At 67.6% G+C, this 26,485-nt stretch carries 20 protein-coding genes; 14 read left to right on the forward strand and 6 right to left on the reverse strand.

Translation table 11 applies throughout. The features are described 5' to 3' along the window. Positions 1-51: 51 nt before the first annotated feature. From hemQ to hemL, 7 genes are read left to right on the forward strand one after another with little or no spacing between them, the layout of a single operon-like run. The gene (gene hemQ, locus QRM95_RS17650) at positions 52-753 is read left to right on the forward strand and encodes a hydrogen peroxide-dependent heme synthase (RefSeq protein ID WP_285248764.1); all 702 of its coding nucleotides are present in this window, start codon (positions 52-54) and stop codon (positions 751-753) included. Continuing rightward, positions 750-1,991 (forward strand): ferrochelatase, encoded by a 1,242-nt coding sequence (locus tag QRM95_RS17655; RefSeq protein WP_285248765.1) that lies wholly within the window; start codon positions 750-752, stop codon positions 1,989-1,991. The genes hemQ and QRM95_RS17655 overlap by 4 nt, the downstream gene beginning before the upstream one ends. Continuing rightward, a complete protein-coding gene (gene hemC / locus QRM95_RS17660; RefSeq protein WP_285248766.1) occupies positions 1,988-2,986 on the forward strand; it encodes a hydroxymethylbilane synthase in 999 nt (332 codons plus the stop codon). Before QRM95_RS17655 ends, hemC begins: the two co-directional genes overlap by 4 nt. 7 nt (positions 2,987-2,993) lie before the next feature. Beyond that, positions 2,994-3,890 (forward strand): uroporphyrinogen-III synthase, encoded by an 897-nt coding sequence (locus tag QRM95_RS17665; RefSeq protein WP_285248767.1) that lies wholly within the window; start codon positions 2,994-2,996, stop codon positions 3,888-3,890. Positions 3,891-3,950: 60 nt separating this feature from the next. Beyond that, entirely contained in the window at positions 3,951-4,934 is a 984-nt protein-coding gene (hemB, locus tag QRM95_RS17670) for a porphobilinogen synthase (protein WP_285248768.1), read from the forward strand. Continuing rightward, complete coding sequence (locus QRM95_RS17675; protein ID WP_285248769.1) at positions 4,931-6,007, forward strand: LLM class flavin-dependent oxidoreductase; 1,077 nt, start codon at positions 4,931-4,933, stop codon at positions 6,005-6,007. Before hemB ends, QRM95_RS17675 begins: the two co-directional genes overlap by 4 nt. Before the next feature lie 33 nt (positions 6,008-6,040). After that, a complete protein-coding gene (gene hemL / locus QRM95_RS17680) occupies positions 6,041-7,372 on the forward strand; it encodes a glutamate-1-semialdehyde 2,1-aminomutase (protein ID WP_285248770.1) in 1,332 nt (443 codons plus the stop codon). Between the two features lie 113 nt (positions 7,373-7,485). On the opposite strand, the gene QRM95_RS17685 is transcribed toward hemL, so the two are convergent. The 4 genes from QRM95_RS17685 to QRM95_RS17700 form a co-directional block, all read right to left on the reverse strand. After that, positions 7,486-8,223: an amino acid ABC transporter ATP-binding protein gene (locus QRM95_RS17685; protein ID WP_285248771.1), complete on the reverse strand. Its 738-nt coding sequence runs from the start codon at positions 8,221-8,223 to the stop codon at positions 7,486-7,488. Further along, a complete protein-coding gene (locus QRM95_RS17690) occupies positions 8,220-8,984 on the reverse strand; it encodes an amino acid ABC transporter permease (protein WP_018760270.1) in 765 nt (254 codons plus the stop codon). Before QRM95_RS17690 ends, QRM95_RS17685 begins: the two co-directional genes overlap by 4 nt. Positions 8,985-8,996: 12 nt before the next feature. Next, positions 8,997-9,944 (reverse strand): ABC transporter substrate-binding protein, encoded by a 948-nt coding sequence (locus QRM95_RS17695; RefSeq protein ID WP_285248772.1) that lies wholly within the window; start codon positions 9,942-9,944, stop codon positions 8,997-8,999. A 331-nt stretch (positions 9,945-10,275) separates the two neighbouring features. Next, positions 10,276-10,986, reverse strand: coding sequence for a 3'-5' exonuclease (locus QRM95_RS17700; protein WP_285248773.1), 711 nt, complete (start codon positions 10,984-10,986; stop codon positions 10,276-10,278). 63 nt (positions 10,987-11,049) lie between these two features. Between QRM95_RS17700 and QRM95_RS17705 the strand changes: the two genes are divergently transcribed. From QRM95_RS17705 to QRM95_RS17715, 3 genes are read left to right on the forward strand one after another with little or no spacing between them, the layout of a single operon-like run. After that, on the forward strand, positions 11,050-11,466 hold the full coding sequence (locus QRM95_RS17705; protein ID WP_285248774.1) for an MGMT family protein: 417 nt from the start codon (positions 11,050-11,052) through the stop codon (positions 11,464-11,466). Positions 11,467-11,492: 26 nt separating this feature from the next. Continuing rightward, on the forward strand, positions 11,493-14,792 hold the full coding sequence (locus QRM95_RS17710; protein ID WP_285248880.1) for an ATP-dependent helicase: 3,300 nt from the start codon (positions 11,493-11,495) through the stop codon (positions 14,790-14,792). Next, a complete protein-coding gene (locus QRM95_RS17715) occupies positions 14,789-18,301 on the forward strand; it encodes an ATP-dependent helicase (RefSeq protein ID WP_285248775.1) in 3,513 nt (1,170 codons plus the stop codon). Before QRM95_RS17710 ends, QRM95_RS17715 begins: the two co-directional genes overlap by 4 nt. Before the next feature lie 45 nt (positions 18,302-18,346). Here QRM95_RS17715 and QRM95_RS17720 read toward each other — a convergent pair whose 3' ends face one another. Next, positions 18,347-19,558, reverse strand: a complete 1,212-nt coding sequence (locus QRM95_RS17720; protein ID WP_285248776.1) for a macrolide 2'-phosphotransferase — start codon at positions 19,556-19,558, stop codon at positions 18,347-18,349. 143 nt (positions 19,559-19,701) lie between these two features. Between QRM95_RS17720 and nudC the strand changes: the two genes are divergently transcribed. Genes nudC through QRM95_RS17735 form a run of 3 tightly spaced genes read left to right on the forward strand, consistent with a single transcriptional unit; the run spans position 19,702 to position 23,565 of the window. Next, positions 19,702-20,724 (forward strand): NAD(+) diphosphatase, encoded by a 1,023-nt coding sequence (gene nudC / locus QRM95_RS17725; protein ID WP_285248777.1) that lies wholly within the window; start codon positions 19,702-19,704, stop codon positions 20,722-20,724. Between the two features lie 55 nt (positions 20,725-20,779). Next, the gene (locus tag QRM95_RS17730) at positions 20,780-22,915 is read left to right on the forward strand and encodes an ATP-dependent helicase (protein WP_018760262.1); all 2,136 of its coding nucleotides are present in this window, start codon (positions 20,780-20,782) and stop codon (positions 22,913-22,915) included. Continuing rightward, positions 22,912-23,565 (forward strand): M48 family metallopeptidase, encoded by a 654-nt coding sequence (locus QRM95_RS17735; RefSeq protein WP_285248778.1) that lies wholly within the window; start codon positions 22,912-22,914, stop codon positions 23,563-23,565. Before QRM95_RS17730 ends, QRM95_RS17735 begins: the two co-directional genes overlap by 4 nt. Positions 23,566-23,666: 101 nt before the next feature. Here QRM95_RS17735 and QRM95_RS17740 read toward each other — a convergent pair whose 3' ends face one another. Next, a complete protein-coding gene (locus QRM95_RS17740; protein WP_285248779.1) occupies positions 23,667-25,109 on the reverse strand; it encodes a zinc-dependent metalloprotease in 1,443 nt (480 codons plus the stop codon). 136 nt (positions 25,110-25,245) lie between these two features. Here QRM95_RS17740 and QRM95_RS17745 point away from each other — a divergent pair, with 136 nt between their 5' ends. Next, on the forward strand, positions 25,246-26,448 hold the full coding sequence (locus tag QRM95_RS17745; RefSeq protein WP_502934983.1) for a YlbL family protein: 1,203 nt from the start codon (positions 25,246-25,248) through the stop codon (positions 26,446-26,448). Positions 26,449-26,485: the final 37 nt, after the last annotated feature.

Here is a 26,485-nt window from a genome sequence, read left to right on the forward strand (position 1 = left end):
TAGAACTGTTCGGTTTCCACTTGGTGGCGCTGAAGGGGCAAACTGGTAACCATGAGCCACACTTCTGCCGAATCTGTCACTAAAACCGAAGAATCAGCCGAGCAGTTCTTCACCCTCTGGACGGTCTTCAAGCGGTCGGCGTCGGTGGTCCGCAGCGCAGATGCTACCGCCGACTTCGAAGCCCTGCTGGAGCGGCTCGCCGAGGCGGGCGTGACGCACAGGGGCAGCTACGACGTCTCCGCCATGCGTGCCGACGCAGACGTGATGGTGTGGCTCCACGGGCCCAAGCCCGAGGCGCTGCAGCAGGCCATCCGTGACATCCGCCGCAGCACCCTCTTTGCCGGGACCAAGATTGTCTGGTCCGCCATGGGTGTCCACCGCGAGGCCGAGTTCGCCAAGAACCACACGCCCGCCTACTCGCGGGGCGTCGCGCCGGCTGAATGGCTCTGTGTCTACCCGTTCGTCCGCTCCTACGAGTGGTACATCCTGCCGGAAGAGGAGCGCGGCGCGATGCTCCGGGAGCACGGACTCCTGGGCCGTGAGTTCCCGCAGGTGATCTCCAACACCGTTTCCTCGTTCGCGCTCGGGGACTGGGAATGGATCCTTGGACTGGAGGCGCCCGAACTCGTGGACCTGGTGGACTTGATGCGCCACCTGCGCGCCACCGAAGCACGCAACCACGTCCGTGAAGAAGTGCCCTTCTACACCGGCCGCCGGATCACCGCCGATGAGGTTGCCGAGGTCCTCGCATGAGCCCGCTGGATCCGCAGGCAGCGGTCAACCCCGTCACGGAAGCCGGACGCATGGCGCCGAAGAATTACGACGCCGTCCTGCTCGCCTCCTTCGGCGGCCCGGAAGGCCAGGACGATGTCATTCCGTTCCTCCGCAACGTCACCCGCGGCCGAGGAATTCCGGACGAGCGGCTTGAAGAGGTCTCCCACCACTACCGGGCCAACGGCGGCATCAGCCCCATCAACCAGCAAAACCGCGAGCTCAAGGCAGCCTTGGAGGCCGAGCTGGCGTCCCGGGGGATCGACCTTCCCGTCCTGTGGGGCAACCGCAACTGGGCGCCCTACATCCCGCAGACACTGCAGGAAGCGTACGACGCCGGCCACCGCCGGGTGCTGATGCTCACCACGAGTGCCTACTCCTGCTACTCCAGCTGCCGCCAGTACCGCGAGGACATCGGCATGGCCCTGACCGAGACCGGCCTGGACGGCCGGCTGGAAGTGGACAAGGTACGCCAGTACTTCGACCACCCCGGTTTCGTGGAACCGTTCGTGGAGGGTACCTCCGCAGGCCTGGCGGACGTCCTGGCCAAACTGGCGTCCGCAGGCACGCCGGAGGCTCCCGTCCACGTCCTGTTCGCCACCCACTCCATCCCCACCCGCGACGCCGATGCCGCCGGCCGTTCCGAAGGCGAGCCTCGCGAGTTCGAGGAAGGCTCGGCGTACGTGGCCCAGCACCTGGCCAACGCGGCCGCGGTCATGGACCGGGTCAAGGCGGAGTCCGGCCTGGCCGCTCCGTGGTCCCTGGTGTACCAGTCCCGCTCCGGCGCCCCGCACGTTCCGTGGCTGGAACCGGACATCAATGACGCCATCGAGGAACTGGCAGGCCAAGGGGTCAAGGGAATCGTCATCGTTCCGCTGGGCTTCGTCAGCGACCACATGGAAGTCGTCTGGGACCTGGACACCGAAGCCATGGAAACCTGCGCCAACCTCGGACTGGCCGCCACCCGCGTCCCGACTCCCGGCACGCACCGTGCGTTCGTCGACGGCTTGGTGGACCTCATCTGCGAGCGGACCGTGGCGAACAACATCAGCGACCGCCCGGCCGTGACGGATCTTGGCCCCTGGTACGACGTGTGCCGGCCCGGCTGCTGCGCCAACTTCCGCGGCGAAAAGCCCACTATCTCCGGTGCCGACACCACTGTGGGAACCGGGCACGACCCGTATCCTGCAGGGACGGCCGGGGAAACGGCACAGCAGTGACGGTCCGGATCGGAACCCGCGCCAGCAAGCTCGCCCTGACCCAGACCCGGCAGACCGCGGACCAGCTGGCCGCCGTCGGGGGCTTCCCGGTGGAACTGGTGCACATCAGGACCGACGGTGACGTCCTTACCGGATCGTTGTCGCAAATGGGCGGCACCGGCGTCTTCGTCGCAGCATTGCGTGATGCGCTGCTGCGCGATGAGTGCGACGTCGCCGTCCACTCGCTCAAGGACCTTCCCACCGGCGCAGCCGTGGGCCTGAGCCTGGCCGCGACGCCGCGGCGGGTGGATGTGCGGGACGTCCTGTGCGCCCGCGACGGACTCAAGCTGGCCGACCTGCCGGCGGAAGCCAAGGTTGGCACCGGCTCGCCGCGGCGGGCAGCGCAGTTGCGTGCTGCCCGGCCCGACCTGGACATCATCGATATCCGCGGCAACGTGGACACCCGGCTGGGCCGCGTACCCGGACTGCCCGGCAACTCCACCGACCAGGTGGTGCCTGGAAAATCCTGCGACCTGGACGCGGTGGTCCTCGCCGCCGCCGGACTGGAACGCATCGGCAGGTTGGACGCCGTCAGCGAATTCCTCGAAACGGACGTGATGCTCCCCGCTGCCGGGCAGGGCTCCTTGGCCATTGAGTGCCGTACGGCCGATGCCCCGCCGAAACCGGGTGCCACCGAAGGATCCCGCGAAGTGCTGGCCCAGGCGCTTGCAGCCCTTGACGACCCGGACACCCGCCTCGCGGTCACCGCCGAACGTGCCCTGCTGGCCCGGCTCGAAGCGGGGTGCGCCGCACCGGTTGGAGCCTACGCCTACCGGAAAGGCAGCATGCTCCACCTCGAAGCAGTGGTGTGCGCCGTGGACGGCACCGCCACCGTACGGGACAAGCGCGCCACGGACGGGCTGACGGAAGTCGGCGCCACGTTGCTGGGCATTGAGCTGGCTGAGGTCCTCCTCGCCGCCGGAGCCGCCGACATCGCAGACCTGCAGGCGTCCTGACCTGGCGATGACGCAGCCTTCACCGAGCCCCGGACCGGACACGCCGCGCAGCGGTGAACGGTCCGGTGGCGGACCCCTGGCCGGTGCCAGGGTGCTGGTCACCCGGAGTCCGGAACGCGCCGCCGCTTTGGTGGACGCCCTTGAACGGGCAGGCGCCGCGGCGGTCCTGCTGCCGCTGATCGACTTCGAACGGGCACCGGACCAGCACGCGCTGGACGTCGCCTGCGATGCCTTGGCCGCCGGCGCCTTTGACTGGCTGGTGCTCAGCAGCGCGACCACCGTGCACGTCCTGCTGGAAAAGGCCGCAGACCGGGGCTTCGGCCTGGCGGCCCTGGTCCCCGCCGGGACGCGCATTGCGGCCATCGGGCCGGCGACGCGCAAGCTCCTGGAATCCGGTGGGCTCACGGTTTCCCTTGTTCCGGCCGCGGAGCAGTCGGCAGCGGGCCTGCTGGGCGTCTGGCCGGGAGGCGGCAGGATCCTGTTGCCGCAGGCCGACATCGCCGCTGCCACACTGGCCGATGGCCTGCGGGCGGCAGGGGGCGATGTCACGACGGTCACTGCCTACCGTACCGTGGACTACCCGGCGGCAGCAGGGCGGCGGCTCGCCGTCCAAGCGGACGACGGCGGCGCACGCCAACAGCCGTCGTCGTACTCCCTCCTTACGCCGGAAGGCGCCGCGGCGGAGATCGCCGCAGGGCGCATCGATGCGGCCATTGCCGCCTCGCCCAGCGCGGTGCGCCGGCTCGCAGCCCTCGCTGGCCGCCCGTCCTGCCGGCTGGTCGTGATCGGCCGGTCCACGGCGGACCAGGCCGCGGCGCTCGGCCTGGACGTGGCTGCGGTGGCGGACGAACCCACCCCTGACGGGCTGGTTGCCGCCGTCGCGAAGGCCCTCAACCCGCCCTGACCGGGCCGCCCGCCTCCCCGCTCCCCAAATGCCTGACGAACTACGCGAAGGACAGGATCCATGACTTTCCCCAACCAACGCCCCCGCCGCCTGCGCACCACCCCCGCCATGCGCCGGTTGACCGCCGAAACCCGGCTCGCGCCCGCCGAACTCATCCTCCCGGCCTTCATCCGCGAAGGCCTCACCGAACCCAACCCCATCACGTCCATGCCGGGCGTGGTCCAGCACACCACCGACACGCTCAAGCGGGCCGCGGCGGAAGCTGTGGAACTTGGCCTGGGCGGCATTATGCTGTTCGGCATCCCGGAAACCAGGGACGCCGGAGGCTCGGCGTCCCTTGACCCGGACGGTGTGCTGAACAAGGCCATCCGGGACGTCCGCGCCGAAGTGGGCGACGACCTGGTGATCATGAGCGACGTCTGCCTGGACGAATTCACGGACCACGGACACTGCGGAGTGCTCGACGCCGACGGGTACGTAGACAACGACCGCACCGTGGAAATCTACGCCCGGATGGCCGTGGCGCAAGCTGAGGCCGGCGCCCACATGCTGGGCCCCTCCGGCATGATGGACGGCCAGATCGCCGCCATCCGCTCAGCCCTGGACGACGCCGGCCACCTCAACACGTCGGTGATCGCCTACTCCGCCAAATACGCATCGGCGTTCTACGGACCATTCCGGGAAGCCGTGGACTCCCAGCTCAAGGGAGACCGGCGGACCTACCAGATGGATGCAGGCAACCGCACCGAAGCCCTCCGCGAAGTGGAGCTGGACCTGGCTGAAGGCGCGGACATCATCATGGTCAAGCCGGCCATGAGCTACCTCGACATCGTGGCCGACGTCGCCGCGATGAGCCCCGTGCCCGTGTCCGCCTACCAGATCTCCGGCGAGTACGCGATGATCGAGGCCGCAGCCGCCAACGGCTGGATCGACCGCCGCGCCGCCATCACGGAGTCCGTCCTGGGCATCCGCCGGGCCGGCGCCCACATGGTCCTCACGTACTGGGCCGCCGAACTGGCCGGCTGGCTCAAGGAATCCCGGTGACGGCCGCCCAGGCGGCGGGACCCACCGCTCCGGTGGGGGACGACCGCATCCTGTTGGGCCTGAACACCTTCGGCGACGTAGGTGAGGCCCCCGACGGCAGCCCGCAGCCGCACGCCCAGGTCCTGCGCCAACTGCTGGAACAGGCTGAACTGGCGGACGCCGTCGGACTCCACGCCTTCGGTGTGGGGGAGCACCACCGCAAGGACTACGCCGTGTCCGCGCCCGAAGTCTTCCTCGCCGCCGCAGCGGCACGCACCACACGCATCCGCCTGGGCTCTGCCGTGACCGTCCTGAGCTCGGACGATCCCATCAGGGTGTTCCAGCGCTTCTCCACCGTGGACGCTATCTCCAACGGCCGCGCGGAAGTCATGCTGGGTCGCGGATCCTTCATCGAATCCTTCCCGCTGTTCGGCCTGGACCTGGCCGACTACGAGGTCCTGTTCGAAGAGAAACTCGAGCTGTTCGACAAGGTCCGCGCACAGAAACCTGTGCACTGGGAAGGCCGCACCCGCCCCGGCCTCGCCGGCCTGAGCGTCTACCCGCCGCTGGAACACCACCTCCTCCCCACCTGGATCGGCGTGGGCGGCACCCCCGAATCCGTCCTCCGGTGCGCCCAGTACGGCTATCCCATCATCTTCGCCATCATCGGCGGCCAGCCGCGCGGTTTCCGGCCCCTCGCCGACCTCTACCGCGAGGCCATGGCCAAGTACGGCCACCCGATGCAGCAGATGGCTACGCACTCGCCCGGCCATGTGGCCGACACCGATGACCAGGCCCGCGAAGAGCTGTTCCCGCACTGGTTGAAGCTGCGCAACAAGCTCGGTGCCGAGCGCGGCTGGGGACCGGCCGGCCGGGGCGAGTTCGATGCCCTCTGCTCGGCCGAGGGCGCCCTCTACGTCGGCTCGCCGGAGACGGTGGCCCAAAAGATCGTGCGGCTCAAGCGGAACCTGGGCGTGGACCGCTTCGACCTGAAATACAGCAACGGGCCGTTGCCGCATGCGGCCATGATGCGCTCGATCGAATTGATGGGTACGGCGGTGGCGCCCCGGGTGGCCGAGCTGCTCGCCGGCTAACCGAGCCTACGGCTAACTGAGAGAATAGGAACCATGACTTCCAGCAATCCTCGCAACGAGGCACTCTTCGACCGCGCCCGCCAGCTGATGCCGGGCGGCGTCAACTCGCCGGTCCGCGCCTTCGGCTCCGTCGGCGGCACGCCTCGGTTCATGGTCTCAGCCAAGGGCCCCTACCTGACCGACGCCGACGGCAAGGAATACGTGGACCTCGTCTGCTCGTGGGGACCGGCCCTGCTGGGCCACGCCCACCCGGCCGTGCTGGATGCCGTCCACGCCGCCGTCGACCGTGGCCTCTCCTTCGGTGCATCCACGCCTGATGAGGCGAACCTGGCGGCCATCGTCCAGGAGCGCGTGCCCGCCGTCGAACGCCTGCGGATGGTGTCCACAGGCACCGAGGCCACCATGACGGCGGTCCGGCTGGCCCGCGGCTTCACCGGCCGCAACCTGATCATCAAGTTTGCCGGCTGCTACCACGGCCACCTTGACGGACTGCTGGCCGCCGCCGGCTCCGGCGTGGCGACCCTCGCCCTGCCCGGGTCCGCCGGCGTCACGGAAGCGACCGCCGCCGAAACCCTGGTGCTGCCCTATAACGACCTCCAGGCCGTCGAGGAAGCCTTCGCCGCGCACGGACAGAACATCGCAGCTGTCATCACCGAGGCGGCACCGGCCAACATGGGCGTCGTCACCCCCCTCGAGGGCTTCAACCTGGGCCTTTCCCGGATCACCCGGGAGCACGGCGCGCTCCTCATCGTCGATGAGGTCCTGACCGGCTTCCGCACCGGCTACTCCGGCTACTGGGGCCTCACCGGCGGTGCCCCCGACGCCGAACAGCCCTGGACCCCGGACCTGCTCACCTTCGGCAAGGTCATCGGCGGCGGAATGCCGACGGCGGCCCTCGGGGGCCGCGCCGACGTCATGGACTACCTCGCACCCACCGGCCCGGTGTACCAGGCCGGCACCCTGTCCGGAAACCCGGTTGCGATGGCGGCCGGCGTCGCCACCCTGACCCACGCCACGCGGGATGTCTACTCCTTCATCGACGTCCGCTCGCTGGAACTGTCCTCCGCAGTTTCCACCGCCCTTGATGCCGCCGGGGTGGACCACTCCATCCAGTTCGCCGGGAACCTCTTCTCGGTGGCCTTCGGAACCTCCGCCCACGGCGTCCACAACTATGCCGACGCCCAGGCTCAGGAAACGTTCCGCTACGCGCCGTTCTTCCACTCCATGCTGGAATCCGGGGTCTACCTGCCGCCCTCGGTGTTCGAGGCCTGGTTCCTCTCGGCCGCGCACGACGACGACGCCATGAACCGGATCTACGACGCCCTCCCGGCCGCAGCCAAGGCCGCCGCAGCCGCCCAGGCCTAGGACCGCCGTCGACCGTTAAACGGACAATCCCCGCCTCCCGGACTTTTCCGCCCTGCGTACAAGGGGGAACAGTCCGGGAGGCGGGGATTTTTGGTCCGTGCCTGCTTGGCTGCCTACAGGACGTCGGCGAGGAAGCCCTTCAGCCGGTCCGTCCGTGGCTCGGTGAAGACCTGCTCAGGAGGGCCGGACTCCACCACCACGCCGGCGTCCATGAACGTCACCGCGTCCGAGACATTGCGGGAGAAACCCATCTCGTGGGTGACAACCACCATGGTCATGCCGCCCTTGGCCAGGTCCGCCATCAGGGCAAGCACGCCCTTGACCAGCTCGGGGTCCAGCGCGGACGTCGCCTCGTCGAAGAACATCACCTCCGGCTTCATGGCAAGCGCGCGGGCAATGGCGACGCGCTGCTGCTGCCCGCCGGACAGGTTGGCGGGCCGGGAATCAGCCTTGTGCTTCAACCCGACAAGGTCCAGCTGCTCCAAGGCCTCGGCCCGCGCTTCCTCCTTGGAGAGCTTGCGCAGCTTCCGCGGGGCAAGGGAGACGTTCTCCACCACTGTCTTGTGCGGGAACAGGTTGAACTGCTGGAACACCATCCCGATCCGGCGCCGGAGTTCATCCGGGTTGTCCTTCAGCACCGAACGGCCGTCCAGCAGGATGTCCCCCTGGTCCGGTTCAATCAGCCGGTTCATGACCCGCAACAGGGTGGACTTGCCCGACCCCGAAGGGCCAATGACGGAGGCCGTGGTGCCCTGCGGAACATGCAGATCGATGCCCCGCAGCACGTGGTTGCTGCCGAAGGACAGGTGGATGTTCTTTGCGCTCAGTGTTCCGGACGTGAACTCGCTCATGCCTGGGCTCCCTTCCCGACGACAGCTGCAGCTTCGTCCGGCTCTTTCTTTTCCGGCCGTCCGGTGCGGAGGCGCCTGTCGATCCAGTTCACGAAGTGCGTCAGCGGAACGGTGAGCACCAGGTAAAAGACAGCCGCAGCGACGTAAGGCGACAGGTTGCCGCTGGTGGACGCCGCGTCCTTGCCGATCTGGAAGATCTCCCGCTCGCTGGCCAGCAGCCCGAGCATGAAGACCAGGGAGGACTCCTTGATCAAGGCAATGAACTGGTTGACCAGGGCCGGAAGCACCCGCCGGACACCCTGGGGCACGACCACCAGGCGCATGGCCGGGCCGTAACCGAACCCCAGGGCCCGGGTGGCTTCGAGCTGTCCCTTGTCCACGCTCTGGATGCCGGAACGGAAGATCTCGCCGATGTAGGCGGCCGACATCAGGGACAGCGCGGCGATTGCCATCGGGTAGGGGCTGGTGGACCCGGTCCACTGCCGGACGATCGGCCCGAAGCCCAGCCCGATCACCAGGATGGTGAGGATGGGCGGCAGCCCGCGGAGCACGTCCGTGTAGATGCGCGCGACCCAGCGGGCCCCGGCGTTCCGGGAGATCCCCATCAGGGCAAGCAGCATGCCGAGCACTGTTCCGATGACGCCGGAAGAGACGGCCAAAACGAGCGTATTCGGAAGCCCGACGGCGAACATTTTGGGTAGGACGGCGCCGATGGCATTCCAGTCAAGGAAGGTATCGGAGAGTAGTTTGAGGATGTCCATGGAACGCCCGGGTTACTTCGCGGGAACCTGGACGGCTTTGCTGCCCGGCTTCCAGCCTTGCGGGGTCTGCTCGGCAGCCGTGGGACGGTCCGTGTACCACTGGGCCGTGAGCTTGGTCCACGTGCCGTCAGCGATAACGGCGTCGAGTCCCGCGTTGAGGGCGTCAATCAGTGGCTTGTTGTCCTTGTTCACTGCGTACGCGGTGAAGTTCTGGGTGTTGACCACTTTCTCGGCAATCTTGGTGTTGTCGCCGTCCTTGACCTGCCCGGTGGCCTGCTGCGAGGGTGCCACCCAGGCGTCAACCTGGCCGGACTTTACATTGGCGTAGACAGTGTTGTAGTCCGGGAACCGGACCGGCTCGAGACCCAGGGTGTTCGTGACGTAGTCGTCCTGCACGGTGCCCTGGACCACGCCGATGCGCACGCCGTCCTTGAGGTCGGCGAAGCCCTTGACCTTGGAATCATTCTTGGTCACGACGGCCATGTAGCCGAAGTCGTAGCCGTTGGTGAAACCGACCGTCTCACGGCGCTTGTCCGTGGTGGAAATCGAGGAGGATCCGACATCGAACTGCTTGTTGGCCACCTGGGACAGCAGGGCCGAGAAATCGGTGGAGGCGAACTCGACCTTCAGGCCCAGCTTGTCACCGATGGCGCGCAGGAGTTCGTTGTCGTAGCCGGTGAACTTGCCGGAAGGGTCAATGAAGATGTTCGGCGGGGCATCGGAGAGGGTGCCGACGCGCAGGGTGCCCTCGGTGATGAGGCCGAGCTTGGTCTTGTCGATCTTGTCGATCGGCGTGACGTCCGCGGTGGTGTACTTGTCCAGCGTCTGCTGGTCGCTGCCCTTCAGGGCGTCGGTGGGGGTGCCGCTCGGCTGGGAGGAGCCGCCGCACGCCGCGAGCGAAACCGCAAGGGCGAGGGCAACAGGAGCGGTTGTGAGCCACTTCATCGCTTTGATTTTCATCAGGTTGTCACTTTCATTGAGTCCTAAGTCGACCGGGCCGCAGGGCTGCGCTGTGGCGCCTGGCACCTGCTCCCGGCGCTGGTCCAGCCGGGCTGGGCAGGCGGTGACCGCAAAACTTTATTGTCTCACCGGCCCGATAACAGGCCGTGAGTTGAAGAAAGTGCCGTTCAATGACTGCTTGACCAAATAATGAACAGTCATGAAAGGAATTACGGAATGATCAAAGCGCCTGGCGGTCACCCGGACGAAGGATCAGTCGACGTGAGGGATGGCTTTCATTAAGCAACGTGACTGTGACATGCCTCCCAATCCGGCAGGCGGCAGGAGCAGCCTAGAACCCTCCGGCAGTGGCATCCTGCGGCGGCAGGACAGGCCAGTCTCCCTCGATCACGGCCGCAGGCTTGGTCTTGCGGAGGTAGTTCTGGAAGTCGGCGGCCTGGGCCGTGGCCCATTCGATCTGCAGCTGGTGCAGGTTGCCTGCCGGCATCTGCAGTTTGGGGAACTTCCCGGCCATCGCATCGAGGACGCGCAGGGTGGCGAGAGCATCGGCGGCAGAGGTGTGCGCGTTGTCCAAGTTTACGCCGTATTCCTCGCAAAGGGCCGTGAGCGTCCGTTTGCCCTTGCGGTACCGGTCCACCTGCTTGTTCATGATGTACGGGTCCAGGATGGGGAAGCGGTGGAGTTGCGGCACCCCGTACCGCGCCGACTCCGCCGCGAGGACGGTGAAATCGTAGCTGGCATTGAACGCGATGACCGGAATTTTCGAGTCAAAGAGTTCCTGCAGGACGGCGGCGACCTCCCGCGTCACCTCACGGGCCGGCCGGCCGTCCCGCCTTGCCTGATCGGTGGTGATGCCGTGGACATCACTGGCTTCCGTGGGAATTTCCACACCCGGGTCCGCCAGCCACTCGTGCTCCTTGATGACCCCGCCTTCATGGTCCACCACGGTGATCGACGCCGTGACGATCCTGGCCGCACGCGAATTGCGGCCGGTGGTTTCAAGGTCAAATGCTGCGCGGGGGAGGGTGTGCCAGGAGCTCATGGTTCAACGCTAAGGGGACCCGCCGACAATTTAGTGGAACGCCACTGCCGCTACATTGGATCAATGCGGAAAGAGTATGTCCAGGCGGTCCTTGCCGTTGTCAGGCTGGTTTCGCCGGGATCCGCAGTGTCGTACGGGGATGTCGCCGAGCTCCTGGGCTCCGGTGGGCCCCGGCAAGTGGGCTCGGTGATGAGCCACTACGGAAGCAGCGTGCCCTGGTGGCGCGTCCTGAAAGCGAGCGGGCATGCCCCCGAAGGCCATGAAGCCGAGGCCTTACACCGCTACCTCGAGGAGGGTACCCCGCTGAAGGGAGACCATGCCGCGTATCTGCGGACAGGCGAAGGACGTTGGCGGGTGGATTTGGCTGCAGCACGCTGGGCCCCCACCGATGAGGATTTTGAGCGGATCGACGACGCCGCCGGAGAGTTGGAGGGTAGGCTCCGGAGTTTGTCAGTGGCTGATGATGGAATGAGTTTGTGACAGTAGCAATTCCCTTGGACGGCCCCTTGGCCCCGCGGCAGGAGCCGAAGGAAGCCCCGGAGGCCGCATTCCCCGGTGCCCCGGCCCTCCGGCTGCTCCCGCCCCGCCGGGTGCACGCCGAAGCAATCCAGCTCACGCCGGACCAGCAGGCAGCGGTGGATGTTCCGCAGGGTTCCGGGCCGGTCCTGGTACCCGGCGCACCGGGCACGGGAAAGACCACCGTCCTGGTCGAGGCAGCAGTCCAGCGCGTTTTCCGTGACGGGGTGGATCCGGAGCGCATGCTGATCCTGGCGCCCACCCGCCTTGCCGCAGACTTCCTGCGGGACCGCTTCACGGCCCGACTTGACCGGAGCCTCAGCACCACTCCCGCCAGGACCTGGGCGTCCTATGCATTCGACCTCATCCGGCGGGCCAAGGCCGAGGGCGTCATCCAGCTCTCAAGGCCACCCCGGCTGTTGTCCGGTCCGGAGCAGGACCTGATCATCAAGGAGCTCCTGGAGGGACACAGGATTCCCGGCCTCGAGCTGCCGTGGCCGGCCGATCTTGACCGTGCACTGGAAACCCGTGGTTTCCGACAGGAGGTGCGGCAGCTCTTTGACCGTGTGATTGAATCCGGCCGGACTGCCGAGGATCTCTATCGGTTGGCGGACCAGTGCGGACGTCCGGACTGGAAAGCGGCGGCAGCGCTCTACGCTGAGTACCGGGACGTCCTGGACCTGCGGATGCCTGAAGCGTTCGACCCCGCCGGAATCATCACAGCCGCCCGACAGATCTTCCAGGACGCCCCGGATTTCCTGGCGGCCGAGCGCGAGCGCCTGCAAGTGGTCCTGGTGGACGATATCCAGGAAGCCAACCCCGCCATCTTCGAACTGCTGGCCGATATCGCGGCCGGCAGCGACTCCTACGTGACGTCGTCCCCGGACACCGTAGTCCAGGGATTCCGTGGTGCCAGGCCGGACCTCGTGGCAGAATTGCCCCGGCTCCTGGCAGGCCAGGAGCCGGTCCTTGAACGTCCGCTCCGTTACGCGCACCGCCTGGCACCCGCGGTGGCCGAATCATGGCTCAGTGTTGCCGGCCGCATTTCGCAACGCGCCGGCGGCCAGTTGGCGCGGCGGCTGGAGCCGATCGGCCGGCCGGCCCGGGACGATGGTCCGACGCCGGACGGAGAAGATGTCCGGCCCGGCCGTGTCGAGGCCCACCTGGTCCCCACGCCGGTCCATGAACTCCGCTATGTTGCCCAACGGATCCTCGACCAGCACATCAACCACAACCGCGGACTTGGCGACATGGCGGTGATCGTTCGCAATGGCGGCCAGGTCAGCGAGCTGCAGCGGTACCTGTCCGGGCAGGGCATCCCGGTCCGGGTCCCCGTGGCTGAATCCGCGGTCCGGGACGAGGTGGCGGTCCGGCCGCTCCTGGATGCCTTCGCCATTGCCTTGGACCCGGCCCTGCTGACGCCGGAAGCCGCCGTGGCCCTCCTGACATCGCGCATCGGAGGGGCCACATCCATCGAGCTCCGGCGGCTCCGGCAATCGCTGCGCCGGGAGGAACTCCTCGGTGGCGGCGGGCGGGCCAGCGATGTCCTCCTGGTCGAGGCACTGCTCGAGCCCGGGGCGCTCGGCGCCTTGGGCCTTGAAGGCCGGGCAGCGCGGCGAACCGCAAGGATGATCCAGGCCGGCCAGGCGGCAGCCGCCCTGCCCGGCGCCAATGCCGAATCAGTGTTGTGGGCTCTGTGGAACTCCACCGGCCTCGCCCCCGCATGGACCTCAACTGCCTTGTCGGGCGGACCGCACGGAGCCCGGGCCGACCGCGACCTCGACGCGATGATGGCCCTCTTCCACACCGCTGAACGCTATGTGGACCAGATGCCCGGCGCGGGCCCTGAGCAGTTCCTGGAATACCTGCTGAACCAGGAGCTTCCCATGGACACCCTCGCTGCCCGCGCCCAGCTGGATGACGCCGTTGAACTCATGACGCCGGCCAGCGCCGCGGGCCGCGAATGGCCGGTCGTCATCATTGCGGGCCTGCAGGAGGGGGTGTGGCCCAACACCAGGCTCCGCGGCGAACTTCTCGGCAGCACCCTGTACGCCGACGCCGTGGAACACGGACCGGAGTATGCGCTCCAACGCGATCCGTTGAGCCGGTCGAGGGATATCCGCTATGACGAATTGCGCAGTTTCTCCACGGCGGTATCGCGGGCACGCGAACTCCTGGTGTGCACCGCCATCTCATCGGAGGACGACCAACCGTCATCCTTCCTGGACTTCGTGGCACCACTGGAACCGGGTCAGGAGGGGCGGGTTTTCACCCAGGTCGAGCGGCCCATGACCCTGCGTGCCCTGGTCGCCGAACTCCGGCAATATGCCCAATCCGATGCTGCGGATCCCGCGCACAGGGAAGAAGCGGCCCGGGTGCTGGCACGCCTGGCCGCCGCCGAGCCTGCGGTAGCCGGCGCCCACCCGGACACCTGGTGGGGGCTGGCGCCGCTGAGCTCCTCCGAGGCCGTGGTGCCGCCCGGGTCAACAGTGTTCGTGTCCCCGTCCAAGGTGGAGACCGTGCAGAAGTCGCCCCTGGACTGGTTCGTCCAGGCGGCTGGCGGCGAGGCGGCCACCGACTTTGCCCGCAGCCTTGGCACCCTTGTGCACGCGATCGCCCAGGACATGCCCGAGGCGTCCGGCTCCGAGTACGTTGCAGAGCTGGTGCGGCGTTGGCCGGCGCTGGGGATGAAGGACAACTGGGAAGGGCGGCTGGATTTTCAGCGCGCGGAGACCATGGTGCGGAAGTTGGCGCAGTATGTGGTGGCCATGAGGGCTGAAGGCCGCAGCCTGCTGGGCGTGGAAAAAGACTTTGACGTTGCCCTTGGGGACGTGGTGGTGGACGCCGCGGCGCCGCGCGATGCGGTGCTCCGCGGGCAGGTTGACCGGCTGGAGGTCGACGTCGAGGGCCGCCTGGTGGTGGTGGACCTCAAGACCGGCAAGAGGCAGCCCGGCAAGGGGGAGCTCTCCCGCCATCCACAGCTTGGGGCGTACCAGGCAGCGGTGGTCGCCGGCGGGTTCGAGGCCGGCCCGGATGGGAACGGCCTGTCCGGCGGTGCCGTCCTGGCGCAGCTCGGCACCGGGGCCAAGAACCCGTCCATCCAGCAGCAGGAACCCCTGGACCCGCAGGAGAACTGGGCGTTGGACATGGTCAAGGATGCGGCCGCCGTGATGGGTGGCAGCGAATTCGTCGCGCGGCATGATCCGGCCAAGGGCAGCCACGGCGGCCATGGCTGCCGGCTTCCCGAGGTGTGTCCGCTGTGTGCCCGTGGAAGGCAGGTCACCGAATGAGCCACCCGATGGAGGTCCTGACTGCAGGGGAGGCCGTCGCCACACCCCGTTTCAGTCCCGAAGAGCTGTCCGTGCTGCTCGGCGAAAAGAACATCCCGACGCCGGAACAGTCGGCCATCATTTCTTCCCCTCTGGCGCCCCGGCTGGTGATCGCGGGGGCGGGCTCGGGAAAGACCGCCACCATGGCGGACAGGGTGGTCTGGCTGGTGGCCAATGGCTGGGTGACGCCCGAGGAAGTCCTGGGGGTGACGTTCACCCGGAAGGCTGCCGGCGAGCTTGCCAGCCGGATCCGGTCGAAGCTGCTGGCCCTGCAGCGCCTTGCCGCAAAGGACGGCGGCGGCGGGACGTTTCCGGAGGGCCTGCTCAGCAGCGACGCACTGGAACCCAAGGTGTCCACGTACCATTCCTTCGCCAGCGGCATCGTCTCGGACTACGGCCTTCGGCTGGGTGTGGAACGCGATGTGGTCCTGCTGGGCGGCGCGCAGGCATGGCAGTTGGCCAGCGAGGTGGTAGAGGCCTACGACGGCGAATACGCCCACTTCCGTGCGGCGAAGTCCACCCTGGTGAAGGCCGTGATCCAACTGGCGGGGGAGTGCGCCGAACACCTCCAGGAACCCGAGGACGTCGAAGCCTGGTTGATGGCGCGTCTCTCGGAATTCGAGTCCCTGCCGTATCTGGCGGACAAGAAGAAGAACCCGCCGCAGGCAGCGGCGGACCTTGCCGGAATGCTGCGGACCAGGGCGAGCGTCGCCGATATGGTGGGCCGCTACGCTGCGGCGAAACGAGCCCGCGGCGCCCTCGATTTCGGGGACCTCGTGGCCCTCGCCGCGAAAGTGGCGCAGGAGGTTCCCCTGGCGGCCGCGATGGAGCGGCAGCGGTACAAGGTTGTCCTGCTCGACGAGTTCCAGGACACGTCGTACGCGCAACTGGTACTTTTTTCCCGCCTTTTCGGCGGCGGCCATGCGGTCACGGCAGTCGGCGACCCCAACCAGTCGATTTACGGGTTCCGCGGCGCTTCCGCCGGGCAGTTGTTCCACTTTGTCCGTGAATTTCCTGTCCGGACCGCTGAAACCGGCACTGAGTCGGGCTGGGCGCCTGCCCCAACCTCCTACTTGACCACAGCGTGGCGGAACGGCCGCTCCATCCTCGCCGCCGCCAACGTCATGTCCCAATCCCTGGGCCTGTCGGCCGCCAGGCGCGGGCCGGCAGGAGCGTTGGCGGCCGTGGCCGAAGTGCCCCCGCTGCAACCCAGCCCCCACGCTGTCGACGGAGCAGTGGTGCTGGGACGCTTCACCAGCGACGTCGAAGAGGCCGCCGCCTTGGCCGAGGACGTCCTGAGGTACAAGGTCACGGACTTCGAAGCCAAAGCGGACGGAACGGCCGTTGCCCCTGCCCTGGCCGTACTGTGCCGCAGGCGCGCCCAGATGGAGACCATCCGCAGGCAATTCGAAGCCCGTGGCATCGCCTACGAAATCGTGGGCCTGGGCGGGCTCCTGGACACCCCCGAGATCGTCGACCTCGTCGCCACGCTGCGCGTCCTTGCGGACCCGGGCCGTTCAGATGCCCTCATGCGGCTGCTGGCCGGTGCACGGTGGCGCATAGGGCCGGCGGACCTGATGGCGTTGCGTGACTGGTCCAGCCAACTGGCGCGAAACCGGGGCAAGGCTTCCGCCGGGTTTGACCCCGAGGACCCCGACACCGACAGCGATGCCGGTGAGGGGCCGGTCCTGGAAAGTGACCTCACGGACGGCGCCAGCCTGGTGGAAGCCCTGGACTTCCTGCCGCGCGACGGATGGACGTCGTCGAACGGACGTTCCCTTGGTGCGCCGGCCCGCACGCGTCTTGCCCGGTTGTCGGCGGAACTGCGCCAATTGCGCGGTTACCTTGGAGACGACCTCACCACCCTCCTGGGTGAAGTGGAACGGGCCATGCTCCTGGACATCGAGGTGGCGGCACGGCCAGGGGTCAGCATCCATCAGGCGCGACGTAACCTCGACGCCTTCCAGGACGCCGCCGCAGGATTCCTTCGAACCTCCCAACGGGTGGATATCCTCGCCTTCCTGTCATGGCTGGAGGCTGCCTCCGCTGAGGAGAACGGCCTGGAAGCACCTGCCAGCGACGTGAACCGGGAAGCAGTCCAGTTGTTGACCGTCCATGCGTCCAAGGGCCTCGAATGGGACGTTGTCTTCGTCCCCGGGCTGAACGCGGGAGCCTTCCCGAGCGACAGGGATTCGCGCTGGAGCAGCGGGTCGGCAGCCCTTCCCTGGCCTTTGCGCGGAGACCGGGCCGACCTTCCCCAGTGGGATGTGGAACAACCGGACCAGAAGGGGTGGCTGGATGCTGAGAAGGATTTCAAGGCGGCGGTGCAGGCCCACGGGGAAGAAGAAGAACGGCGGCTTGCCTATGTTGCCTACACCAGGGCCAAGCATGTTCTGTGGGTATCGAGCGCCGCCTGGGTGGGTTCACGCGCCGGACGGGCGGAGATGTCCCCCTTCCTGGCGGAGCTTGCACCGCTGACCCAGCCGCCCGGCAACGAGCTTCAGGCTGCCGCCCTGGTCCATCGGTTGTCCTTGGAAGAGGCCGCCCTTCCGGAAGAAAGCCCGCTGACGCTGGAGACAGAAGAAGCGGTGTGGCCCTATGACCCGCTGGAGGGTCCAACGGACGCGCGGACCGGTGAGCGGCTGCGCATGTCACGTGGCCGCAGGGCAGCCATGGAAGCTGCGGCCGAGCGGGTGTTGGGCCTGTTGAAGACCGGCGTGGTCCTGACCGAGGCGACCGGGAAATCCAGCGGAGCGGGCATGCCCCGGAACGGTGGGGGGCCGTTGCTCACGGGAGCTGCCGCCGGCTGGGCGAGGGAAGCTGCGCTGTTGCTGGAACGCAGGGCCAGAAGGTCAGGTGGCCAGGAGGTGCACCTGCCTACCCATATCTCCGCCTCCACCCTCGTGGACCTCGGGGAGGACCCTGAAGCGGTGGTGGGGCGGCTGCGCAGGCCGGTTCCCCGCGAACCGGGCATGTCGGCGCGAAAGGGCACGGCTTTCCATGCCTGGGTGGAGGAGTACTTCGGGACCGCCGGGATGCTTGACCTCGGCGAGGCGCCGGGGTCGGACGACCACATCGATGCTGCCCACGACCTTGACGACATGGTGGCCACGTTCAAGGCGTCCCCATGGGCCGACAGGTCCCCGGCCTTCGTTGAGGTGCCGGTTGAAACGAGGGTGGGTGACGTGGTTGTCCGGGGACGGGTCGACGCCGTCTTCCAGGACGCCGACGGCCGCTGGGACCTGGTGGACTGGAAGACCGGCCGCCGACCGTCAGCCGGGCAGCTCAAGACCCGTTCGATCCAGCTTGCCGTGTACCGGCTTGCCTGGGCACGCCTGAAGGGCGTTCCGCTGGAGGACGTGCGGGCTGCGTTCTTCTATGTGTCGGACAACGCGGTGGTGCGGCCGCACGACCTCGGGTCGGACGCCGAGCTGGAAGGAATAGTGGCCCGCGCCCTCGCTCGGACGTGAGGCAAAGGTTCACTTTGCCCGCTGCCGGCGGGGGCCCGGTGCGGCTCAGCCCTGTTTGACGTTTATGACCGAGATGGCGGCGGTGGAGGTATCATCAGGGCCTTTGGTCGTCGGCGCCCCATCCTCGGCGTCGTGCGCTTCCTCCACGGGGATGGGAGTCACGTGCACGGCGGGCTGTGCGGGCGCTGCCGGTTCTGGTTCTGCCGGGACCGGGACAACCGTGACGGCGGGGGAGGACCCCGAAGGTGCCGGGGTGGGAGAGGTGTTTTCCGCCGGTGCAGCCACTTCCGCATTGTTTCGGCTTGCCGGGTCCGGAAGGGGTTCGATGCTGATGGGCTGGCCACCAAACTCCGCGATGTCGCCGGCCAGGCTCTCCAGCATGGCTTCTGCCTCGCCGACCATGGCCTCATCATCCGCTGCGAGCCCCTTGACCAGGTATTGTGCCAGCGCGAACTCCGCTGACAGTGCAGCCCGGCGAAGGAGGTGCTGGTCCGGGGCGTCACGGCGGCCGGAGGTGTAGGCCTTCAGAACTGCATCAACGAAGTCCTGCTCATTCGAAGCCACCAGCCAGGCGAAGTCGTCCGCGGGGTCACCGATCCTCAGGTCTGTCCAGCCGGTGACCGCCGTAACCCGCCCTGACTCAACAAGCAGGTTGTCTTCGTGCAGGTCGCCGTGGACCACGCAGGGGTTGAAGCGCCACAGGGACACATCCTCCATCGCATGTTCCCAGCGGCGCAGCAACGCAGCCGGGATCTTACCTGTGGTCGCTGCTTGGTCCAGCTCGTTCAGCCTCCGTTGGCGGAACTCGTTGGGGGTGTAGCTGGGGAGATCGGCGTTGCTCACCAAAGACCGGGGCAGGTCGTGGATGGCGGCCAGGGCGGTACCGATTTCGCGGGCGACGCTGCCCGGACCGGAGGTCAATTCCTCAACGCTGCGCGTGGTGCCCGACAGGTGCGAGTACACGAAGGTGCTCAGGGTTCCCAGCCGCACGCTGCCGGCTACCGTGGGCATGAGGAAGGGCAGTTCGGCCCGCACGGCAGGAGCGAAGGCCCGCAGCACCAGAAACTCCGTTTCCAGCCGGGCGCTGGCCTCCGCATGCCGGGGCGACCTGACCCGCCAGCGCTTGCCTTCTGAATCCAGGAGCAGGGCCGAGTCGAAGTCCGCGGGATCATCCGGTGCAGAACTAACGGCCGTCGGCGTCAGCCCGGGGACTGCCGCGGTTGCAATGGCCGCCAGCTCAATCGGTTTTCTTCTCACCGTTCCACGGTAGATTGCCCGCTGTCCCAGACTGGGGTCTGCCGGCGGCGAGTCTTGAGATTGCTTGAATTCAGGGGGCGTTACGGACACGCAAACCGCACTGTGAAATGTGAAATGTCCGGGGCAGTCAGTACGGTGGACTCATGAGCCATACGGAGTCTGTCCTGCCCGTTCACCAGGCTGCGCCGGCAGGGTTGCCCGCGAACCACCTGGCGGACACCCTGCTCCCGGTGCGGCCGGCCCTGGTGGACCGGGGATCTGCTGCCCGCATCAGGACCGGCATGATCGATGACCTGCTGGCTGGCCCGGACGCGGTGGCCGTCGTCCTGTCGGGCCGGCAGGGACTGATACGGGAAAGCACTATGGTCCTCGCTCCCGCCAGGGAACTCCTGGTGGAGCTTGAAAGGGCCGGGTCAGCCCCCCACCTCGTGGTGTACCTCGGCTCCGCACTGCCCGGCTCGGACCTCCCGGAGGGCACGGAACTGCTGCTGTTCGTACTGCCGGAGCCGCCCGAACCCGGCACGGCCGGCATCCCTGCGGATGCGGCCTGGGCGGGGTTCAGGGACGTCGCGGCAGGCCTGACCGCCACCTCTACGGCGTTGTTCGTGGAGTCCAGCGCCATCGCCAACTGGCACGCCGGGCACACGCACTGCCCGCGCTGCGGCACGCCCACAGAGGTGGAAGCCGGCGGCTGGGTCCGCCGTTGCCCTGCGGACAATTCGGAACACTATCCCCGCACCGATCCCGCGATCATCGTCACTGTCGTCGGCACGGACGGGCGGCTGCTGCTCGGCGGCGGGGGTCCCTTGGATGCCATTAATTACTCCACCCTTGCCGGCTTTGTTGAGCCGGGCGAATCGCTGGAACAGGCCGTGGTCCGCGAGATCCAGGAGGAAGTCGGAGTCCGGGTTTCGGCCTGCCAGTATCTGGGCTCCCAGTCGTGGCCATTCCCTGCCTCCCTTATGCTTGGATTTACCGCCGTCACCGAAGACACCCAGGCAACGCCCGACGGCGTCGAGGTCACCAGGGCCCGCTGGTTCAGCCGCGAGGAACTCCAGGAGGCCGTGCTCAGTGGCGAAATCACCATTTCCAGCAGGCTCTCGATTGCCCGGTCACTGATTGAGCACTGGTACGGCGGCAGGATCCGGGACCTGACCGGAGCCTAAGTAATTCCATCCACCAGACTCCAGCACGCGGTAGTCGAGAAACAAAGCAGCAGAAGTGACTACAGAGAATTTTGACGGCGCAGCCTCCCTTGAGGACCGGATCCTCGGTGGGCTGGACGCAGAACAGCGTGAAGTGGCCAGCACCCTCAACGGTCCGCTGTGTGTCCTGGCGGGAGCGGGTACGGGCAAGACCCGCGCCATCACGCACCGCATCGCCTACGGCGTCCATTCGGGGGTCTACACGCCGCAGCGGCTGCTTGCGGTGACCTTCACCGCACGGGCCGCGGCCGAGATGCGCAGCCGCCTGCGGGACCTGGGTGCCGGCAATGTCCAGGCAAGGACCTTCCATGCCGCCGCGCTGCGCCAACTGCAGTTCTTTTGGCCGCAGGCGGTGGGCGGCACCCTGCCGAACCTGCTGGACCACAAAGCCCAGATCCTCGCCGAGGCCGCCCGGCGGCTGAGGCTGAGCACCGACCGTGCGTCCATCCGCGACCTCGCCTCGGAGATTGAATGGGCCAAGGTGTCCATGTTGACGCCTGCCAATTACCTGGAGAACGCACAGGGGCGCGGCGCGCCCGGGGGATTCGACCTCACAGCAGTGGCCCGCGTGTTCCAGTCCTACGAGGACGTCAAGACGGACCGCAACGTGATCGACTTCGAAGATGTCCTGCTGATTACGGTGGGCATCCTGCAGGAGGACGAGAAGGTGGCGGCCACGGTCCGGGAGCAGTACCGGCACTTCGTGGTGGACGAGTACCAGGACGTCTCCCCGCTGCAGCAGCGGCTCCTCGAACTCTGGCTTGGCGGCCGTGACGAACTCTGCGTGGTGGGCGACGCCAGCCAGACCATCTACTCCTTCACCGGAGCATCCCCCCGGCACTTGCTGGACTTCAAAACCCGCTACCCGCAGGCCAACGTGGTCAAGCTCATCCGGGACTACCGTTCCACGCCGCAGGTGGTGAAGCTGGCCAACGACCTGCTGGCCGGACGGCGCAGCGGCGGCCCCGCTGCCGACGCCGCCTGGGCCACGCCCCTGCAACTTGTGGCCCAGCGTCCCGCCGGCCCCGTGCCCCAGTTCACCGAATGCACGGACGACGAAGCCGAAGCCGCCACCGTGGCGCTGAAAATCAAAGCACTGCTCGACGCCGGGACACCGGCCAGCGAGGTCGCTGTCCTTTTCCGCACCAACGGCCAGTCTGAGGCCTACGAACAGGCGCTGGCAGCTGCGGGAATCGGCTACCAGCTGCGGGGCGGCGAACGCTTCTTCGCGCGCAAGGAGGTGCGGGACGCCATTCTCCAGCTTCGCGCCGCCACCAGGGCCGTCAGCGAAGCGGATTCCCCGGAACCACTGGGCCAAGTGGTCCGGGACATTGTTTCCTCCCTCGGCTACACGGATTCCGCCCCGCACAGTGGTGGCGCCCTCCGCGAGCGGTGGGAGTCATTGGCGGCGCTGGTGGCACTGGCCGATGAACTGGCGCAGAACCGCGGTCCGGAATTCGGGCTCGGCGACTTCGTCAACGAACTCCAGGAGCGGTCCCTCGCCCAGCATGCCCCCACCGTGCAAGGCGTGACGCTCGCCTCCCTGCACGCAGCCAAGGGATTGGAATGGGATGCCGTGTTCCTGGTGGGGCTCAGCGAAGGCCTGATGCCCATTTCCTTCGCAGATTCGCCTGAATCGGTCGATGAGGAGCGCCGGTTGCTCTACGTCGGGATCACCCGCGCCCGTGAACACCTCTCGCTGTCGTGGAGCACGGCGCGGACTCCCGGCGGCCGGGCCAACCGCAAGCCGTCCCGTTTCCTCGACGGGCTGCGGCCCGACTCCGTTGCCAGCTCCAGCGCCCGCGGCAAGGGACCGGTTCCGCGCCGCAAGGCGGCCGCTCCGGCAGTCTGCCGGGTTTGTGGCAGCATGCTGTCCACCGGGGCGGAGCGCAAGGTGGGACGCTGCAACGCGTGTCCGCCCAGCTACGAGGAACAGACCTTTGACGCCCTCCGGAACTGGCGGCGCGACGTCGCCCAGTCCGCTGACGTTCCCGCGTTCGTCGTCTTCACCGACGCCACCCTCACTGCGATAGCTGAGGCGCGGCCTGCGTCCCTCGAAGAACTTGCCGGGCTTGCCGGCATCGGTCCATCCAAGCTTGAACGCTATGGGGAGGATGTCCTGAAGGTCCTTGCCGAAAGCAGCGTGCTGTGAGGCGCGGCAGCCCGCCCGGCAGCCACGGGCAGCCCGCCGCCGTCCTGACCACCACCGGTGGATCCCCCGTGGAGGTGCGGCGGTCCGCGCGCCGCACCCGGACCGTCGCGGCATTCTGGGAAGACGGTACCGCCGTGGTCGCCATTCCGGCCCGGTTCACCGCGGCCCAGGAACGTGAGTGGGTCCACCGGATGCTGGCAAAGCTGCACAAGCAGGGGGGGCGGCGCGCCGCTTCCGGCCGGCGGCGTCCCGCCACCGACGAAGCCCTGGCCGCCCATGCCGCCCAGTTGTCTGAAACATACCTTGGCGGCCGGGCAACGCCCACATCGGTACGCTGGGTCGGCAACCAAAACTCGCGGTGGGGTTCCGCGACCCCCGCCGACGGGACCATCCGCTTGTCGGACAAACTGCGCCCGATGCCCCAATGGGTGATCGACTACGTCCTGCTGCACGAATTGGCGCACCTGCTGGTGGCCTCGCACAACGCGGCGTTCTGGCGGTTGCTCGAGGCCTATCCCCACACCGGGCGCGCGAAGGCGTTCCTCGAAGGTGTCTCATACGCCACCGCACGGGGCCTGGACAAAGACGCCGCCGCCCCGGACCGTGTGCCCAACACTGCCGGGAACCCCTGGCCGGGCGACGCCGACTAGGACCACCCACCGCTCAACGTCCGGCGCCAACCGCGCGCAGGCCCATCACCCCGGCTTAACGGACCGGCGCGGCCGGGAAACCCCGGCCGCGCCAACCAATCTCAGCTCTTCGGCTGGTCCGGACCGCCGTCGTCCGTGTCCTGGCCGCCGTCATTTGTGTCCGTGCCGGCGGCGGTGTCACCGTCAGCACCGGGCGCCTCGTCAAAACCGCCGCTGAGCAACTTCTGCAGGGCGTCGTCGACCTCGCTGTCGCTCGCTTCGGCGAGCTTCCGGCGGGAGCTGAAACCCTTCGGGTCATCGAGGTCTTCCGCGGTGGGCAGCAGGTCGGGGTGGTGCCAAATGGCGTCGCGGCCTTCAATGCCGCGCTCATCTTTCAGCGTTGCCCACAGCGTCGCGGCGTCGCGCAGGCGCCGGGGCCGCAGCTCCAGCCCCACAAGGGAGGCAAATGCGTGTTCGGCCGGACCGCCGGTGGCCCTGCGGCGCCGCACCGTTTCCCGGAGGGCGCCGGCGGAGGGCAGCAGGTTCTCGGTGGCGGCAGCGGTGAGTTCGTCCACCCAGCCCTCCACCAGGGCCAACGCTGTCTCGAGCTTCTCCAGTGCCTGCTCCTGGGCGGGGGTCCGCTGCGGCATGAACACGCCCTGGGAGAGGGCCTCCTGGATGCCTTCCGGGTTGCTCGGGTCGATGTCCCGGGCGAGCTCCTCGATGCGGGAGGTGTCGATATGGATGCCACGGGCGTAGGCCTCGATGGCGCCCAGCAGGTGGCCACGCAACCACGGCACCTGCACGAACAGGCGCGCGTGCGCGGCCTCCCGCACGGCAAGGAACAGCCGGATGTCGTTCTCGGGCAGCGACAGGCCTTCGCCGAAGGCCGCGACGTTGGCCGGCAGGAGCGCCATTTCAAGGTCGGCCAGCGGTACACCGATATCTGTGGAGCTGACAACATCCTTGGACAGGGCCCCGATCGCTTGCCCAAGCTGCATGCCAAAGATGGCCCCACCCATGTTCTGCAGCATCGAGGAGGCGCCGCCCATCATGGACTTCATCTCCTCGGGCATCTGCTCCGTCATGGCGGAGGACAGGGCATTGGCGATGCTGTTGGCCACTGGTTCGGTCAGCCGCTTCCAGGTTCCCAGGGTGGCTTCCACCCACTCGGCACGGGACCAGGCTTTGCCGATCAGCCCGGTGGCGGGCAGGTCCGTTACCGGGTCCAGCCACAGTTCGGCCAGGCGGAGTGCTTCGTCGACGTCCCGCGACTGCTGCCCGGTGACCGAGGGATCCGAAGTGCCGGCGGCGACGCGCCGGGCGTTGTCGTGTGCCAGAGTCCAGTTGACGGGGCCTTCGGACGGCGCACTCATCATCGCCTGCACCTGGGAGAACATCTGGGCCAGCAGGTTGGGGTCGTCGGGCAGTCCGGCAGCCTTGGCAAGCTCGGCGGGGTCGAAGTTTTCCATCCCCTTGCCGCCCATCAGGTTCTGCAGCATCTCGGTCAACGGATCCTTGGGATTGTCGTCGCCGTTGGACGGATTGAGTGGGTTGGAGGTCATGGTCCCGCCGATCGATGGTGTGACTGTGGATCAGTCTTCACGGTACCCCGGTGGGGCGCGGCTGTCTGCCGCCCGCCGCCGTCGTTCGCTCTAGGCAAAGCGCCCCGGGACACCTTCACCGCGTACTGTTGGTGGGGTGACTACAACCCGTGGCGGCCATTCCTCCGAGGACCACGTTCCCGAGCTTCGCCCCTTCTCCGGTCCGGAACCAACGGGAGGCAACGGCCCCCTTGACGGCGAGGACGGCAGCGGCTCAGCAGGCGGCACGGTTGCGGACGACGCCGGGCGGCCGGGCAGGCGGCTGTCCACCATGATGGTTGCCGGGCTGGCGGCGCTCGGGCTGGGCATCGCTGTTGCCACCCTTCCGGTGCCGTATGTCATCGAGTCCCCCGGGCCGACCTACAACACGCTGGGGGAGAGCCAGGGGCATCCGGTCATCAATGTCAGCGGCCATGAAACCTACCCCGCCGCCGGAAGCCTGGACCTGACCACGGTGTACGTCGACGGCGGTCCCACCGGCTCCGTCAGCATCCTCAGCGCCTTCTCCGCGTGGCTGGACAGTTCCAAAGCGGTGTACCCGGAAGAACTGATCTACCCCACGGGTACCACCAAGGAAGAGGCCCAGGAGCAAAGCGCCGTGGCCATGACCACGTCCCAGGAAAACGCCGTCGCGTCGGCACTGAACGAACTCAAGATTCCTTTCAGCCAGCAGCTCCAGGCCGCGGACCTGTCAAAGGATTCCGCGTCCGCCGGCAAGATCCAGCAAGGCGACGTCCTGAAGACCATCAACGGCAAGGACATCACGTCCCTCTCAGTCATCCAGGATGAACTGGCGGCAGGCAAGGGTGCACCCGCAACGGTGACGGTGGAGCGCGGAGGCCAGCCGGTCACCTTGGACATTACGCCCAAGGACAACGGCCAAGGCCGGTACATCCTTGGCGTCATGCTCAAGTACCTGTTCAATTTCCCCTTCCAGGTGCAGATTTCCCTGGACAAGGTGGGCGGACCGAGTGCAGGGCTCATGTTTTCGCTGGGCATTATCGATACCGTGACGCCGGGTGACCTCACGGGCGGCAAGCACATCGCCGGCACGGGCACCATCGCCCCGGACGGCACTGTGGGCCCCATCGGCGGGATCGCCCAAAAGATGCGTGGCGCCCGCGCGGCCGGCGCCACGCTGTTCCTCGCGCCCGCCGGCAACTGCGACGAGGTGGCCGGCCATGTCCCGGACGGCCTCCAGGTGGTCCGGGTGGAAAACCTGTCCCAGGCCCGGCGCGCGGTGGAGGCCGCAGGCAGCGGCCAGGACACCTCCGGCCTGCCGACCTGCGCAAACAACTAGACTGGGCGCAACTAGAACCGACAGGAACTAAGCTCCA

Origin of the sequence: Pseudarthrobacter sp. efr-133-R2A-89 (assembly GCF_030209315.1) — a bacterium.
Taxonomy (GTDB): Bacteria; Actinomycetota; Actinomycetes; order Actinomycetales; family Micrococcaceae; genus Arthrobacter.

Coding starts and splice junctions, on each gene's coding strand:
- hemQ (WP_285248764.1), top strand. CDS start 52: ATGAGCCACACTTCTGCCGAATCTGTCACTAAAACCGAAGAATCAGCC.
- QRM95_RS17665 (WP_285248767.1), top strand. CDS start 2,994: ATGACGCAGCCTTCACCGAGCCCCGGACCGGACACGCCGCGCAGCGGT.
- QRM95_RS17700 (WP_285248773.1), bottom strand. CDS start 10,986: ATGAGCTCCTGGCACACCCTCCCCCGCGCAGCATTTGACCTTGAAACC.
- QRM95_RS17655 (WP_285248765.1), top strand. CDS start 750: ATGAGCCCGCTGGATCCGCAGGCAGCGGTCAACCCCGTCACGGAAGCC.
- QRM95_RS17690 (WP_018760270.1), bottom strand. CDS start 8,984: ATGGACATCCTCAAACTACTCTCCGATACCTTCCTTGACTGGAATGCC.
- hemL (WP_285248770.1), top strand. CDS start 6,041: ATGACTTCCAGCAATCCTCGCAACGAGGCACTCTTCGACCGCGCCCGC.
- QRM95_RS17705 (WP_285248774.1), top strand. CDS start 11,050: ATGCGGAAAGAGTATGTCCAGGCGGTCCTTGCCGTTGTCAGGCTGGTT.
- QRM95_RS17695 (WP_285248772.1), bottom strand. CDS start 9,944: ATGAAAATCAAAGCGATGAAGTGGCTCACAACCGCTCCTGTTGCCCTC.
- QRM95_RS17715 (WP_285248775.1), top strand. CDS start 14,789: ATGAGCCACCCGATGGAGGTCCTGACTGCAGGGGAGGCCGTCGCCACA.
- QRM95_RS17685 (WP_285248771.1), bottom strand. CDS start 8,223: ATGAGCGAGTTCACGTCCGGAACACTGAGCGCAAAGAACATCCACCTG.
- nudC (WP_285248777.1), top strand. CDS start 19,702: ATGAGCCATACGGAGTCTGTCCTGCCCGTTCACCAGGCTGCGCCGGCA.
- hemB (WP_285248768.1), top strand. CDS start 3,951: ATGACTTTCCCCAACCAACGCCCCCGCCGCCTGCGCACCACCCCCGCC.
- QRM95_RS17740 (WP_285248779.1), bottom strand. CDS start 25,109: ATGACCTCCAACCCACTCAATCCGTCCAACGGCGACGACAATCCCAAG.